The following is a 15,621-nucleotide window of genomic DNA, read 5'->3' on the forward strand; positions in this document are numbered from 1 at the left end:
TTTGCTGGTGGTCATCTCTTTTAATAACGGTAATTAGATTTCTTGACCGTTGCTACGTATGACGTTTTGGTACCAGAAGAAACTCTTCTTCTTCGAGCGAGCCATCGTACCTGTGCCGTCATCGTGTTTGTCGACGTAGATAAAACCGTAGCGTTTTTTGTATTCACCCGTGGTGAAAGAGACGCAGTCGATACAGCCCCAAGGGGTGTATCCCATGACTGGCACACCATCGAGTTCAACCGCTTTCTTCACTTCACGGATATGTTCTGCAAGATATTCAATACGATAGTCATCGTTAATTGAACCATCGGCTTCCACAGTATCGACAGCACCTAGGCCGTTTTCAACAATGAAAATCGGTTTTTGATAACGTTCATACAGTTCTGATAACGCGTAACGTAGGCCTTGTGGATCCACTTGCCATCCCCAGTCTGAGGCTGGTAGGTAAGGGTTCAATCGACTTTCGCCAAATAGGCTGTCAGATTGACCTTCAACAGGTTGTGCAGACACGATATTGGTCATGTAGTAGCTGATGGCAAGATAGTCGGAGCAGCCTTGGCGTAGAATCTCGGCATCGCCTTCTTCCATTACCACTTCAATGCCTTTACGTTCCCACTCTTTCAGCAAGTAAGTTGGGTAGTAACCACGAACTTGAACATCACTGAATAGGTATTTTTGACGCATCATATCTTGCGCTTTTAACAGATCTTCAGGGCGGCATGATGCAGGGTAGAGTGGCATCATGTGAATCATGCTACCAATCTGCATGCTTGGGTTGATCTCATGACCGAGTTTGACCACTTTCGCGTGTGCCACAAATTGGTGGTGAGCGACTTGGAAAAGCGTCTGTTCTGGTTTTTCATGGTCAACGTAAATAACGCCAGAATTACAGTAGCCAAATAAAGGTGCACGCCAGTTAGCTTGGTTATTGATCTCGTTAAAAGTGATCCAATATTTCACTTTGTGCTGGTAACGTTTGAGTACCACTTCAGAGAATTTAACGAAGAAGTCGATCACTTTACGGTTAGTCCAACCACCATACTCTTTTACCAAATGGTGTGGCATTTCGAAGTGAGATAGGGTGATGACTGGCTCGATACCGTATTTAAGTAACTCATCAAACATGTCATCGTAGAATTGTAGGCCAGCTTCGTTTGGCGTCTCTTCATCACCCAATGGGAAAATACGCGTCCAAGCGATCGAAGTACGAAAACATTTAAAGCCCATTTCCGCGAACAAGGCGATGTCTTGTTTGTAATGACCATAGAAATCAACGGCTTCATGGTTAGGGTAGAATTTATCGCTCTCTACTGTTTCAGTAATAACGCGAGGAACGCCGTGTGCACCTTTGGTTAATACATCAACAATACTTGGGCCTTTGCCTTGAGCATTCCAGCCACCTTCTACTTGGTGAGCTGCTACTGCGCCACCCCACAAAAAATCATCAGGAAAACCTAATTTGGACATTGAACACCTCTGTTACGCGACAATCGATCGCTATCTAGATTGGATTGCTTATGATTGTAGATCATTTTTTTGATTATTGTAACCGGTTTCTGTAACCGGTTACAAAAGTACAGAAATACCAGCTATTTGTGGTCAGAGAGACTATGGTTTAATGTTTAATTGTGTTGTAAACGGTAACGAAAATGCCCTCAAAAGAGGGCATTATTGTCATTAATGAATAGAGTGGCTCGTATTGAGTTGACCACTTATGGCAGATCAAACAGCAGTGCAAGAATAGGCTGTGTTCCGACATTGACCAGATCCAATGCACACTCTTCGGCAATTTTGGCTCCATCGCCGGGTTGAAGCTTGATGCCATTGATCTCAAGTTCGCCAGTAATCAAATGGACGTAAACACGACGGCCATGTTCTACGGCAAAACGCTGCTGAGTCTCTTGCGCTAACGTCACTTGGTAAATGGTCGCGTTTTGTTTAATGATGAAAGAGCCGTCATGACCATCTGGTGAGGCAATCGGCACAAAACCTTGGCGAGTTTCGAAGGGTTTTTGTTGATAGCCCGGCTCTGTGTCTTGCACATTAGGTTCAACCCAGATTTGCAAAAAATGTAGGGAATCTTGTTGTGATGCGTTGAACTCACTGTGATAGATACCACGACCAGCGGACATTAACTGAAACTCACCTTGTGGCAGGGTTTCAATATTGCCAGTGCTGTCTTTATGGGCAATAGTACCATCTAATACAAAACTCAAAATTTCCATATTACGATGCCCATGAGTAGCAAAGCCTGCTCCTGGTTGTACCGTATCATCGTTAATGACTCGCAGCGCGGAAAATCCCATGTGGTGAGGGTCGTAATACTGGCCGAACGAGAATGAGTGGTAGCTATTGAGCCAACCCATATCCACATTACCTCTGTCATGCGCGGCACGAATTTCTATCATAAGATGTCCTTACAGTGGTCAAAAACGTTTGTTTGCCGAGCGATGCCATGTCACTCAGCAAAAATATCAAGCGCAGTTTAGCCAGTCCTTACGGGGGATAACACTGGGTTCCCCCGTTGAGGTCCATCAAAAAATTTGAACATGTCACCGATTAATATGGGTGTCTTTCGATGTTCATTTTTAACCGTTTACTTAGTGTCGCCTCATCCAGATGATAGAGAATGTCTAACATCTCCCCAGCCAGAAAACCGGGTCCATCACATTGCTCGGCGGCAATTTCTCCGACGACGCCCCAAATTGCCGCAGCAGCTAAACCGCTGCACTCACCGACGGCAGCAAAAGCGCCAGTGAGTGAACTTAATGCGCAGCCTAAGCCAGTAACGTAAGGCATGATTGGCGAACCATTAGTTAAATAATAGTCGTGATTTTGGGTAACGATAATATCCGTCGCTCCAGAAATAGACACATCCGTTTGATATTGCTCACGAATTTGATGAGCCGCTCCAAGGGCACTCAGTGTTGAATCTTGGCTATCCACCCCTTTATTACCTCGGGGACATTCATCAATAGAAGGTGTGTGTCCCGCTAACGGATATCCTTCTGCTGAGTTATCTAGTGGTGTGTGTCCCGCTAACGGATATCCTTCTGCTGAGTTATCTAATGGTGTGTGTCCCGCTAACGCAATCACTTCTGATGCGTTGGCTCGAAGGGTGAGGTGGCAGGCGAGTGAGGCGAAGTAGCGGCTCACTTTGGTGCGATAGGTGCTGGCTCCACAACCTACAGGGTCGAGTACGATGGGAGTATGGTGTTGGTTTGCGCATTCAATGGCGTATTCCATCTGTGCGACGCGTTTCTCATCGAGTGTGCCGATATTGACCACTAGCGCTCCAGCCAATGGCATCAGCTCAGCCATCTCTTGGCGAGAATGGGCCATGATTGGGGATGCGCCTAACGCCAAAAGACTATTAGCGCAAAGATTCATGACCACATCGTTGGTCATGTTGATGACCAACGGACGTTCGCGGCGCACTGTTGCAAGAAAATCAGCAATTTGTTTAATGTTCATAGGATTCATAACGCCTCCGCATAGTCGGCATTGGCCACTGGTGTGGCGTTGTAAGCATAAAAGTGATGAACAGGGCCGTGACCATGACCCACTTGGAGTCGATGACTGTGGCGTAGCGCTTCAGTGAGATAAACTTTCGCTGTTGCGATCGCTTGTTCGAGCGAGCAGCCCAGTGCTAACTGAGTTGCAATCGCGGCAGAAAGCGTACAACCCGTGCCGTGGGTATTGTGGGTAGTAATGCGTGGGCCGTTAAAGGTGGTGATCTTGTCGTGGTGGATCAGGTAATCATTCGCATAATGAGCATCGTCGCTGTGACCCCCTTTGAGCAAGATAGGATAGTCAAAGCGTGTTAGGGCAGAGCGGAGGTTCTCAACGCTGGTGTAATGGAATGGTTTGTCGACCATGATCGCCGCTTCGTAAAAATTGGGGGTCACTAGCGAAGCTAAGGGAAACAGGGTTTGACATAAGGTGTTAATCGCATCTGGAGAAACTAACTGATCGCCGCTGGTTGCTACCATCACCGGATCGATCACCACATGTTTGATAGCATATTGCTGCAGTTTTGCCGCAACGGCTTCCATAATGGCAATATTAGGCAGCATGCCTATTTTTATCGCATCAATACGGATATCTGAAAGCACCGCATCAAGCTGCGCGGCAACACTTTGTGGTGGAATGGGATGAATATGAGTGACGCCGCAACTATTTTGCGCTGTTACTGCGGTGATAACGCTACAAGCAAACCCACCATTTGCGCTAATGGTTTTGATATCGGCTTGAATACCGGCGCCGCCACCACTATCAGACCCTGCTATGGTCAGAATGTTAGGTAGGGGAGATGGGGTAGATAAAGAAATGTCTGTTTTAGAGTTCATGGTTGTGCTCCTCAACATGACATGAGGAACCAACCTAAGGCACAAAGACCCTAGTGATTGTCGTTGGAAAATGATCGGTAAATGGATCGCGCCGCAGACTCTCATAGTTCCCTACGTCAGTGTTAACTGAATCAGGTTCAACGGGTCTCGCAAAGCGATCTCAGCCAAATGGCACCCCGACTATCGGCTTTTATCCTAACAACTTAGATCAAATTAGCAATCAATTAATCACACCTATTGTTGAGTGTTACCTATCAAGGAACGACTCAAGCAAGCAAAGCAACGCACGCGGTTATTTTTTGTAAAGACACAGAAACGCTTCGACCGCTTTATCGACGGTTTCGCGAATCTGTTTATCCGTTGGCATCTCGATAGCCCTTAGAGCGTAAGGTTCGAAGTGCTCTGCGGTTAATAGCCCTTTTAACTGCATTGCCGCATACCAAGGGTCCGCTTGGCGTAAAGTGCCGCGTTCCATTTGATGACGTAAATAGCCACTAAGATGAATCCAGCCTTTCTTTGGTCCATTTTCATAAAAATGACGGCCGATCGATGAGCGTTCTGCTTCATTGATCGCCATGCGGTAAATCGCCATTAAATCTGGCTTTAATACCGATTGCAGAAAATTAAAGCCAAATTCTGGCAAAGCCACATGAATATCATCTTGGTGCTCTAGAGAGACAAAGGCGTTCTCAATCTGCTCGGTCGCAGAAGACTCCATCACCGCGGCGAAGATTTCTTCTTTAGAATTGAAGTAGTTGTAGAGCGTTGCCTTTGAGCCTCCAAGCTGCTTGGCAATATACGACATGGATGTCTGCTCAAATCCTTGTTGGGTAAAAGAATCCTTCGCTATGTCCAATATAGCTTGCCTTTTTTCTTCGCTTTTTACTCGCATCGGCTACTCGTGTCCTATCAGAAATTGTGGATAAGTTTCGCTTGACGAACGATCAAAGTCAAGAGTATAACTGTACGGTACGGTTTAGTTATAAGGTAATTTAGCGTGAAAAGCAATGCGTTATGTCCTCGCTGGCGCGCCATTCGTCCCCGTCATCTGGCTCTGACTTTGATCAGTGTGGCGGTACTCAATGGCTGTGCAGCCCCTGATGATGAAGCCACTCCGCAACTGACGGTTATGAGTGAACTTCACTACCAACAAAGTTTTGCCAACAGCCAATTAGTTAATTGGCCAACCATGGAGTGGTGGACTCGCTATCAAGATCCACAACTCAACACTTTGATGCAAGAAGCCTTTGCCAACTCGCCTGATCTGAAGATCGCGCAGGCGCGCTTACGTGATGCGCGCGGTATCGCTGAACAAATTGGCGCAGTTAAGCGTCCTTCAGTGGGGTTAAATGCCAGCGCTTCAGAAAGCAAGGTGAGTTACAAATATCAAGCTTACAGTCCGCCATACGATTGGAACGACTACGGTTCCGTTACCCTCAACTTCCAGTATGACTTTGACTTTTGGGGTAAAAACAAGGCTGCTGTGGTGGCTGCGACCAGTGAATTGGCTGCAACACAAGCAGAAACCGTTTCTGCCCAGTTAATGTTGGCGACCTCAATTGCCAATGCGTACGCCGAGCTGGCCCGTCTGTATAAAAACCAGCACACGGTGGATGAAGCAGTACAACTGCGTGCTAAAACCGTTGAGCTAATGCAAAAACGTTATGACAACGGACTTGAGACACTCGGCTCGGTTAACCAAGCCAAAGCGATTCGCGCCAGTGTGGAAGCGGAATTGCTGGGAATTAATGAATCGATCGCATTGCAGAAAAACGCCATTGCGGCACTGCTTGGTGAAGGCCCCGATCGCGCGTTAACCATAACCGAGCCTAAGATTGCTCTCGATAAACGCTATGGTTTACCCAGCGAAGTGGGCATTGGCTTACTTGGACACCGTGCTGATATCACCGCCGCTCGTTGGCGCGCAGAAGCTGCAGCTCAGCGTGTCGGTATCGCCAAAGCGCAATACTACCCAGACGTAACTTTATCTGCGTTTATCGGTTATCAAGCCTTTGGTTTAGATAACTTAACGCGCACAGGTAACGATGCTGGCGGTATTGGCCCTGCTATCTACCTACCGCTGTTTACTGGCGGTCGATTAGACGGGCAACTCACTTCTGCTCGTGCCCATTATCAAGAAGCAGTCAACAGCTATAACCGCACGTTGACCAACGCATTGCACGAAGTGGCGGATGTGGTGACCAGCAGTTCTGCGCTCGATGCTCGAATTCAAAAAACGCACGAAGCGGTTAATGCAGCACAGCGTGCCTACGACATTGCCAATAATCGTTACAACGGTGGACTGGCGACTTACCTCGATGTGTTAGTCGCGGAAGAAGCGTTACTGAATAACCAAAGGGCGTTGGTTAACTTGCAATCGCGCGCTTTCAGTCTTGACCTCGCTCTAGTACATGCCTTGGGCGCAGGCTACCAACCTCAAAAGTCATGATCGGTTAAAAGGTTTTACAAATGAGTACTGAACAATCTCAAAATGAGACAACTAATCTCGATAATCAACGTGTTAACCGTGCGCGCAAACGTGGTTTTACTGCGTTAGCGGCAGCGATTGTGATTGCCGCGGCCGGTTATGGTTCTTACTGGTATTTTTACGCATCTCGCTATGTCAGCACCGATAACGCGTATGCTGAAGCGGAAGTGGCTGCGGTGACGCCAGCGGTGGGTGGCATTATCGGTAAGGTAAATGTGGTCGATACCCAATTTGTGCACAAAGGCGATGTGCTCGTCCAGATTGATGATACCGATGCTCGCATTACCCTTGATCGCGCCGCTGCCGATTTGGCGCTGGCGAAACGTCATGTGCAAAGTTACTTAGCCAATAATGACGGGTTAACCGCTTTAGTCGATGCACAAGAAGAGAATGCCAAACGCGCTGATGCTCAACTGCAAGCGTCAAAAGCAGACTTTGATCGTGCCACCATCGATCTAAAACGTCGTGAAGACCTAGTGCGTTCTGGTTCGGTGTCTGGTGAAGAGCTGACGAACGCTCAAACTGCATTTGAACAGGCAAAAGCCAACTTAAATGCAGCCAAAGCCGCTGCAGCGCAAGCGCATGCCAACAAGCTCTCTACCATTGGGCAAAAAGAGGCCAATGAAGCTTTGATTGCCAATACCACAGTGGAAAACAACCCAGAAGTATTGGCGGCGAAAGCGCGCTTTGAACAAGCTCAAGTCGACCTCGACCGCACTGTGATTCGCGCGCCAATTGATGGTGTCGTTGCTGAACGTCACGTCCAAATTGGTCGTCGCGTCCAAATCGGCGAAGCTTTGATGACCGTCGTTCCCGTACAGAACATCTATGTAGATGCCAACTTTAAAGAAGTGCAGCTCAACAAAGTGGATGTAGGTCAACCAGTTGAATTGATAGCCGATCTTTATGGCGATGATGTGGTGTATCACGGCGTAGTGACTGGCCTATCCGGCGGTACAGGTTCTGCGTTCTCTATGATTCCTGCGCAAAACGCGACAGGTAACTGGATCAAAGTAGTACAGCGTTTACCGGTGCGTATTCAGCTCAATCGTGACGATTTAAAAGCTCATCCATTGCAAGTTGGTTTATCTATGGAAGTGACTATCGATACCAGCCGCAAGGTGGATGACGATACGTTACAAGAATACCGTACAGCAATGCTGACTGAATAAGTCTTGGGGGAATGTCATGAGTCAGACGAATGACAATCAGATCCAGCCTTTAACCGGAGCTGCGCTGTTTTTTGGGGCGCTCTGTTTAGCGATGGCCAACTTTTTGGCCATCTTGGATACCACGATCGCGAACGTGTCTGTGGCGAATATCGCCGGGGCACTGGGGACATCGACAAGCCAAGGGACATACGTCATCACCTCGTATGCGGTAGCGGAAGCGATTTCCGTACCGTTGACCGGGTGGCTCTCTTCACGCTTTGGTTCGATTCGCGTATTTGTGGTCTGTTTTCTGATGTTTGGGGTGTTCTCACTGTTATGTGGGATGGCGACCAGCATGAGCATGTTGGTCATGTTTAGGGTCTTTTTAGGTTTTTCGGGCGGGCCACTTATGCCGCTATCGCAAACCTTGATGATGCGAATTTTTCCAAAAAACAAAGCGCATGCAGCGATTGGGATCTGGAGTATGACCACCTTGGTGGCTCCAATTATGGGACCCATTCTCGGTGGCATCTTGTGCGACCAATACAGCTGGCCATACGTATTCATCGTAAAAACACCATTTGCCTTGATTGCTGGTATTGCGTGTTGGCAACTGTTGAAAAAATTCGAAACCAAAACCATCAAGGCCAAAATCGACAAAGTGGGTTTGGCTCTGCTGGTGGTGTGGGTTGCTTGTTTGCAAATCATGCTTGATGAAGGGAAAGACCACGACTGGTTTGCTTCAAATCGCATCTTGATTTTGGGCATCATCGCTCTGATTGGTTTTATCTCGTTCATCATTTGGGAAATGACCGAACGTAACCCTGTGGTCGATTTGAAAGTCTTCCGTCACCGTGGTTACAGCGCCTGCATGATTACCTTGTCGTTGGCATTTGGGGCTTTCTTTGCCATCCAAGTGGTGACGCCACTGTGGTTACAAGTTTATATGGGCTATACCGCCACCATTGCCGGTTATTCAACCGCTACCATGGGGATTTTGGCGGTGTTTATGGCGCCCGCTGTGGCGAATTTGGCATCGAAAATCGACCCAAGGCCGTTGGTGTTTATTGGGGTGTTGTGGCTGGGCTCGTGGACCTTCATTCGTGGTTTCGCCAATTTGGATATGACCTTTGCTCAGATAAGTTGGCCCATGTTTTTCCAAGGAATTGGCATGCCGCTGTTCTTTGTGCCACTGACGGCATTAGCTTTGGGGAGCGTGAGTGATGCAGAGATGGATTCAGCGGCAGGCCTAATGAACTTTATCCGAAGTCTGGCTGGGGCGTTTGCGACTTCTATTGTTAACACTTCGTGGGAAAACGAAAGTCGTTATGTTCATGCCGAGTTGGCGGGCTTGACCGACAAGGCGGGCGTTGCCACCCATATGATGCAGCAATCGGGGATGTCGATGGGGCAGATTCGCAGTTCGATTGATTGGCTGGTACAAAAACAGAGTGTGATGGTAGCTACCAACCAGCTGTTTTTCATTATTGCCGCCATTTTTATCGGTGCCGCATTTCTTATTTGGTTAGCACCAAAACCCCGTCTTGGTGTGGATACCAGCTCAGCTCACTAAAATTTTAAGCACTGCTATCAACTCACAGAGTTTGATGTTTGGCTGACTATGCGTAATAGGACACGCTGGTCAGCCTTTTTTATTCGTACCGCGATGCAAAATAATAGTGATGAAGTGGATCAGCGTTAGCTAATCACCCATTTATGGTGGGGATCGCTGGATGCGATTGTGCTGGACTTGGATTCATTAATCGTGACCGATGTATGTGCTTCCAAACACAGCAATATCTTTTTTAACGTGGAATATTTGGGGTCAGTGCGACCATTTTCGATGCGTTCTAATGTCGAGACAGCAATGCCGATGTTATCAGCTAAGGCTTCGCGGGAAATTCCTTTATATTCGCGGATCTCTCTTATCATATGATGTAACTCAGTCATAACTGATGTTTCGCCTCGATAACGTACCTGTGGCTATTATATTGGCTAATCAGTAATAAGCTCAAAGGAGTTAGCCCAATAGCCGTATGCTGTCTGTTAATTGGTCAATAATTGTCCTGATAATATAGTTTATTTAAATTAGTTATTTTGGAATGGTCAGCAAATAATGACACATTGCAAAATGTGGTTTGGCTTACGGTTCTATTTAATGAAAAATTAAAGGCTCTATTTTCCATTATGATACATGGGGTTTACTGACTATAGTGATGGATATCTAAACTTGAAATAACGTTTTATTACGAGTTTATTAATATTATAAGATGATTTTATATTCTGTTTTAATTGTGGTGCGGTTCAAATAACTACTCTAATAGAGCATGAGTGCTCTGGATGAGTATGCATTTTAATTTAATTATTTCTCTATCTAATGCTAAGAAATTCCTATGAGCTTCTTAGCAGTTTGAAAATGCTCAAATAACATAATGCTCAAATAACATAGAGATGCGTTATATTGACAGTGTGATGGCGTCTTTACGTTATTTGGGTGTGTCATTCTCAATAGGAGATAGAGAACGTATGAAATTGACACTCACCCCTCTTAACCGATGGATAAAGCTTGGCCTGATGGCATCGTTGCTGGTGACGCCACTCGCAGCGTTAGCAGCGGATGTGACCTTAGATGGAACTGCCGGTGATGGTAAAGTGGTACTGACGTGGGATAGCTCTGATACCGATTCCAATTACCAAATCTACTACGATACCGACAGTGATGCTTCAGGGCGTGTTCGCTTAGGTTCAGTGAACTCCTCCACTTTGCACTACACCGCATCGGGGCTTAGCAACGGTACCCAATATTGGTTCTGGGTCAAATACAAAAATGCCAGTGGTGATTACGAAGACTCTTCAACCTTTACCACCACACCACAATCGGTGGTGTTAGCGGCAACTGCAGGCAATCAGCAAGTGTCATTAACATGGAATGATTCGGGCGCAGATTCCAACTATCAAATCTACTACGACACCGACAATGATCCTTCAGGTCGTGTTCGCTTAGGCACGGTTAACTCATCCACCACCAAATATACCGCCACGGGGTTAACCAATGGCACCCCGTATTGGTTTTGGGTGAAATACACCGACAGTGATGGCAACCAAGCCGATTCCACCAGTGTTAAATCCACACCAGAATCGGTAGTCCTGACAGGGACCGCCGGAGATGGCCAAGTGGCGCTCAACTGGACCGATTCAGGCTCGGATTCTAACTACCAAGTTTACTACGATACCGACAGCAATCCTTCTGGTCGCGTGCGTTTAACCACGGTGGGCTCATCCACTCTGAGCTACACCGCAACGGGATTGACCAACGGAACGCCTTATTGGTTCTGGATCAAATACACAGACGCCAGTGGTGATAGTGCCGATTCAACGGCGTTTACCGCAACGCCAGATAGCACCACTACCGTCGACCCAGACGCAACTGTGGTCAGCACCGCCAGCGCGATCATTTCTGCGATCAACAGCGCCAGTGCCGGTGATGTGATTTATGTGCGCGGCGGCACATACTACTTTGATGAACCTTTAGAGTTGGATGCCAAAGGCAGTTCAGGTAACACAATCACATTGCGCCAATACCCGACCGATTCTGCAAGACCAGTATTTGACTTCTCCGCTGAATCAGAAAGTTCATCTAATCGTGGTATGGAGTTGAGTGGTAACTATTGGTACATCTACGGAATCGATGTCCAATATGCGGGTGATAACGGGATGCACATTAGCGGCTCGTATAACACGGTCGAATACTCAACTTTCTCTCATAACGCAGATACGGGTCTGCAACTCGACAGTGGTGCTTCTTACAACCTGATTAAGAACGTCGACTCTTACTACAACGCCGATTCCTCTTTGGAAAACGCCGATGGATTCGCGTCAAAAATGGGCGTAGGAACGGGCAACACCTTCTATGGCTGCCGCGCGTGGAACAACCTCGACGATGGTTATGATGGTTATTTGCGTGGCGCAGACGGCGTGACCACCACTTATCAAAACTGCTGGGCCATTCGTAACGGTTATTTGGAAAGCGGGAAAGCCAGTGGCGGTGATGGTAACGGCTTTAAAACTGGGGGCAGTGACGATAAGGACTTGCAACATAACGCCATTTTCACCAACAGCATCGCAGCGGGTAACGCAGAAGATGGTTTCGACCATAACAGCAACCGCGGTACGGTCACCATTTACAACAGTATTGGTTATAAAAACGGTCGCAACTTTGGCTTTAGCAGTACCAATCCTCTGAAAAAACTGACGATCAAAAACAGCATCTCTTACCAAGGAGATTCATCTGACAGTTTGAAAGCGACCAGCACCAGCATCTCAAATGACAGTTGGAGTGGCAGTGTATCGGTGAGCAGTAGCGACTTCGAAAGTGTCAGCATTGATACCTTGTTGGCGGATCGTCAATCAGATGGCAGCTTGCCGGACGTGACCTTCTTCCATTTGGTCAGTGGCAGCGATTTGATTGATGCAGGGACCGATGTGGGCTTGGATTACGAAGGTGATGCTCCAGATATTGGTGCATTCGAATCCGATTATTAAGCTCGGCGGTTAACTTGCTTAAATGACTAATGAAGTGCGGCAATAAGCGCTCTCTGTGTAGGGCGCTTTTCTTTTTATGGGCAATTTGCATGCAATAAGGACAAAGTGGTTAAGGATAAGTGATTCGAGAAAATAGTGACCTTAGGTGAGGAGGATTCATCAGCAGAAATAGGCGGAGCTGCTACACTTTGATCAGATTAACTCTCTGGTTTTCCATTGATTTATGTTCAGGCTTAGCCTGCCTCTTGACTTAAGTTATTCGGAGAATGTGATGACCGCGACGCTAGCTCACCGCTCCGTTTCCCTTGAAACTGAGCTTAATCCCTTCCAATTGTTTATCTTGGTGCTCTCGCTATTTGTGTTACTTGAATTGACCATTCAAGCCGTGTTTCCTTTACCTGCGCAAACCAAGCAGATCCTCAATATGGGGGACAATATTATCTGTGTGTTTTTTCTTGCTGATTTCTTTATTCGCTTTAAACAAGCGGAGAATAAATGGCAGTTTATGCGCTGGGGCTGGATTGATCTGCTCTCGAGTTTGCCTCTGGCCGATGTATTGCAGTATGGGCGCATTGTACGAGTGGTGCGGGTACTGCGTTTGCTACGTTCAACGCGCATCATCATGGCTTTTCTGTTTCGTAACAAGGTGCGCGGTACGTTCTCTTTGGTCTTTTCAGTCTCGATTATCTTGGTGATTTTCGGGGCACTGGCCATCTTGCAACTGGAGAAAGGCGCTGAGGGAGCCAATATTCAAGACCCTGTCGATGCCCTGTGGTGGGCGTTTGTCACAGTGACGACGGTTGGTTATGGCGACTATTATCCGGTCACCTTAGAGGGACGAATTGTCGCAGCCATATTGATGATGGCTGGAGTAGGGATGTTTGGCACTTTCACTGGGTTTGTGGCGTCATGGTTTTTGGAAGATGACAAAGAAAAGCAGGATAAACACGTCGCAACCAATATGAGTAACGATATTAGTGAGTTAAAAGACGAGATTGGTGAGCTTAAGGCCATGATCATCCAGTTAAAATCACCCGATAGACGAGAGTAATGACTCACCACTATTGGGCATAATGCACTCTTTTGGTTCATCAATGCATAACGCTTAAATTATTGATGAAGCAAACGATAACTTACAGTATGCTGCTCCCTGAAATGACAATTAACAATAAATGGAGTTACCATGACCCCAACGTTTTTTTTGCGTTCTAAATGGACGCAATTAGGTGCAATTACTTTAAGTGCACTTCTTAGCGGATGCAGTTACCAACCAGCACAAAGTGCCGCAGCAGCGCCAACATCAGCGTGTGCTGTCGGTGATTTGATGGCAGAAACCACACTGTACTTTGGCATGAGCCGTCCTCACGGTCCAGACATTACCGATAAAGAGTGGCAAGCTTTTGTGGACAAAGAGGTGACCCCTCGTTTTCGCGATGGTTTGACCGTATTTAATGGTAAAGGACAGTGGTTAGGCGCTGACGGCAAAGTGGCAAAAGAGTCGAGCCATGCGTTGATGCTGATCCACTCAATCAACGATGCAGAAAGTGAAAAGAGCATTGAAGCTCTACGCACTATCTACAAAACCCAATTTGCACAAGAATCTGTAATGCGTGTCGACACCAATAAGTGTGTGGCATTTTAAGACGCTGTTTTAAATTGCTATTGAAAAGATTCTGAAGGGCGGGGTAAACGCTCGAATAATCTAAGCGCAGAGAATTTGGATAAACAAAAGCCAGCACTCATTATGCTGGCTTTTTCGTTGTTGTGGTTTAGAACCCACTCGTTATTTTACGAGGCGAGTTACATCACCAATCCGGCAATAGCCGCTGATAGCAAGCTAACAAGTGTAGAACCGTACACTAAGCGGAAACCAAAACGTGAAACGATGTTGCCTTGGTTTTCATCAACCCCTTTGATGGCACCTGCAACGATACCAATCGAAGCGAAGTTAGCAAATGACACCAGGAACACCGACAAAATGCCTAGGCTGCGTGGTGCAAACTCTGCTGCAATTTCTTTCAGTTGCAGCATGGCAACGAACTCGTTCGATACCAATTTGGTTGCCATGATACTGCCCGCGTGCAGTGCATCTTGGCTAGGAATACCGATGATCCATGCCAATGGATAGAAGACATACCCCATCAATTCTTGGAAGCTAAAACCAATCACTGCTGAAAACAGCGCGTTTAGCGCAGCAATCAGTGCGATAAAACCGATCAGCATTGCGGCAACGATCATCGCAACACGAAAACCAGCGAGAATGTAATCGCCAAGCATCTCAAAGAAGCTCTGTTTTTCATGCAGTTCGCTCAGTTCAGGTTCTGGTTCTTCGCTCGCATCGTATGGGTTGATGATCGATAGCAAAATGAAAGTGCTGAACATGTTCAAAATCAGTGCGACCACAACGTAACGTGCTTCAATCATCGACATGTACGCGCCAACGATGGACATCGAAACGGTCGACATCGCTGTTGCCGCCATCGTGTACATACGACGTGGTGATTGCTGACCTAGAATACCTTTATAAGCGATAAAGTTTTCTGATTGACCCAGCATCAAAGAACTGACCGCGTTAAACGATTCCAGTTTGCCCATGCCGTTGATCTTTGAAAGCACAGTACCAACGATACGGATGAACCAAGGTAGGATACGGAAATGCTGCAAAATGCCGATCAAAGCGGAAATGAAGATAATTGGGCACAATACGTTTAAGAACACATAAGCCATGCCTTGCTTACTCATGTTACCAAACACAAAGTCTGAACCCTGTCCTGCGAATTTCATCAACTCATCAAATAGACCAGCAAAAGAAGAGACTGCAACGACACCGGCTTTAGAGTTCAACAAGAACCAAGCTAACAGTACCTCAATAACAACTAACTGAATGATATAACGAATTTTAATCTGCTTACGGTCGTAACTGACCAAAAGAGCTAGGGCGAAGATCACCGCGATAGCCAAACAGAAATGTAAAACGGATTGCATAAAAAATTATCCCTAAACAAAGAACAGCAAAACCAAGGAGCCGGAGTATACCATACGCCTAATGAATAACGACTAATGAGTGAGTTATTAATATTCGCGTGCTTTA

At 46.7% G+C, this 15,621-nt stretch carries 13 protein-coding genes and 1 riboswitch; of the genes, 6 read left to right on the top strand and 7 right to left on the bottom strand.

The genetic code is table 11. The features are described 5' to 3' along the window. Nucleotides 1-33: 33 nt before the first annotated feature. From OCV11_RS06035 to OCV11_RS06055, 5 genes are all read right to left on the bottom strand, one after another. Nucleotides 34-1,467: a 6-phospho-beta-glucosidase gene (locus OCV11_RS06035; protein WP_261895665.1), complete on the bottom strand. Its 1,434-nt coding sequence runs from the start codon at nucleotides 1,465-1,467 to the stop codon at nucleotides 34-36. Between the two features lie 245 nt (nucleotides 1,468-1,712). Continuing rightward, a complete protein-coding gene (locus OCV11_RS06040; RefSeq protein ID WP_261895666.1) occupies nucleotides 1,713-2,408 on the bottom strand; it encodes a pirin family protein in 696 nt (231 codons plus the stop codon). 151 nt (nucleotides 2,409-2,559) lie between these two features. Next, nucleotides 2,560-3,474 carry a hydroxyethylthiazole kinase gene (locus OCV11_RS06045; protein WP_261895667.1) on the bottom strand — a complete coding sequence of 305 codons (915 nt, stop codon included), beginning with the start codon at nucleotides 3,472-3,474 and terminating at the stop codon, nucleotides 2,560-2,562. Nucleotides 3,475-3,479: 5 nt separating this feature from the next. Continuing rightward, on the bottom strand, nucleotides 3,480-4,349 hold the full coding sequence (thiD, locus tag OCV11_RS06050; protein ID WP_261895668.1) for a bifunctional hydroxymethylpyrimidine kinase/phosphomethylpyrimidine kinase: 870 nt from the start codon (nucleotides 4,347-4,349) through the stop codon (nucleotides 3,480-3,482). A 91-nt stretch (nucleotides 4,350-4,440) separates the two neighbouring features. After that, nucleotides 4,441-4,538, bottom strand: a riboswitch (TPP riboswitch). Nucleotides 4,539-4,641: 103 nt separating this feature from the next. After that, entirely contained in the window at nucleotides 4,642-5,241 is a 600-nt protein-coding gene (locus tag OCV11_RS06055; protein WP_261895670.1) for a TetR/AcrR family transcriptional regulator, read from the bottom strand. A gap of 105 nt (nucleotides 5,242-5,346) precedes the next feature. On the opposite strand from OCV11_RS06055, the gene OCV11_RS06060 reads away from it, so the two are divergent. The 3 genes from OCV11_RS06060 to OCV11_RS06070 are packed head-to-tail and all read left to right on the top strand — an operon-like array spanning nucleotide 5,347 to nucleotide 9,561. Beyond that, nucleotides 5,347-6,798: an AdeC/AdeK/OprM family multidrug efflux complex outer membrane factor gene (locus tag OCV11_RS06060; RefSeq protein WP_261895672.1), complete on the top strand. Its 1,452-nt coding sequence runs from the start codon at nucleotides 5,347-5,349 to the stop codon at nucleotides 6,796-6,798. 20 nt (nucleotides 6,799-6,818) lie between these two features. Continuing rightward, nucleotides 6,819-8,009: an HlyD family secretion protein gene (locus OCV11_RS06065; protein WP_261895673.1), complete on the top strand. Its 1,191-nt coding sequence runs from the start codon at nucleotides 6,819-6,821 to the stop codon at nucleotides 8,007-8,009. A gap of 16 nt (nucleotides 8,010-8,025) precedes the next feature. Continuing rightward, complete coding sequence (locus tag OCV11_RS06070; RefSeq protein WP_261895674.1) at nucleotides 8,026-9,561, top strand: DHA2 family efflux MFS transporter permease subunit; 1,536 nt, start codon at nucleotides 8,026-8,028, stop codon at nucleotides 9,559-9,561. A 125-nt stretch (nucleotides 9,562-9,686) separates the two neighbouring features. Here the strand turns inward: OCV11_RS06070 and OCV11_RS06075 are convergent, their stop codons facing one another. Further along, nucleotides 9,687-9,938 (bottom strand): helix-turn-helix domain-containing protein, encoded by a 252-nt coding sequence (locus tag OCV11_RS06075; protein WP_261895676.1) that lies wholly within the window; start codon nucleotides 9,936-9,938, stop codon nucleotides 9,687-9,689. A 576-nt stretch (nucleotides 9,939-10,514) separates the two neighbouring features. Here OCV11_RS06075 and OCV11_RS06080 point away from each other — a divergent pair. From OCV11_RS06080 to OCV11_RS06090, 3 genes are all read left to right on the top strand, one after another. Further along, complete coding sequence (locus OCV11_RS06080; protein ID WP_261895677.1) at nucleotides 10,515-12,530, top strand: fibronectin type III domain-containing protein; 2,016 nt, start codon at nucleotides 10,515-10,517, stop codon at nucleotides 12,528-12,530. 271 nt (nucleotides 12,531-12,801) lie between these two features. Then, the gene (locus OCV11_RS06085) at nucleotides 12,802-13,581 is read left to right on the top strand and encodes a potassium channel family protein (RefSeq protein ID WP_261895679.1); all 780 of its coding nucleotides are present in this window, start codon (nucleotides 12,802-12,804) and stop codon (nucleotides 13,579-13,581) included. Nucleotides 13,582-13,713: 132 nt separating this feature from the next. Continuing rightward, entirely contained in the window at nucleotides 13,714-14,172 is a 459-nt protein-coding gene (locus OCV11_RS06090; RefSeq protein WP_261895681.1) for a DUF3574 domain-containing protein, read from the top strand. 158 nt (nucleotides 14,173-14,330) lie between these two features. Here OCV11_RS06090 and OCV11_RS06095 read toward each other — a convergent pair whose 3' ends face one another. Further along, nucleotides 14,331-15,515 (bottom strand): NupC/NupG family nucleoside CNT transporter, encoded by a 1,185-nt coding sequence (locus tag OCV11_RS06095; RefSeq protein WP_261895683.1) that lies wholly within the window; start codon nucleotides 15,513-15,515, stop codon nucleotides 14,331-14,333. Nucleotides 15,516-15,621: the final 106 nt, after the last annotated feature.

This window comes from Vibrio porteresiae DSM 19223 (assembly GCF_024347055.1).
Taxonomy (GTDB): Bacteria; Pseudomonadota; Gammaproteobacteria; order Enterobacterales; family Vibrionaceae; genus Vibrio; species Vibrio porteresiae.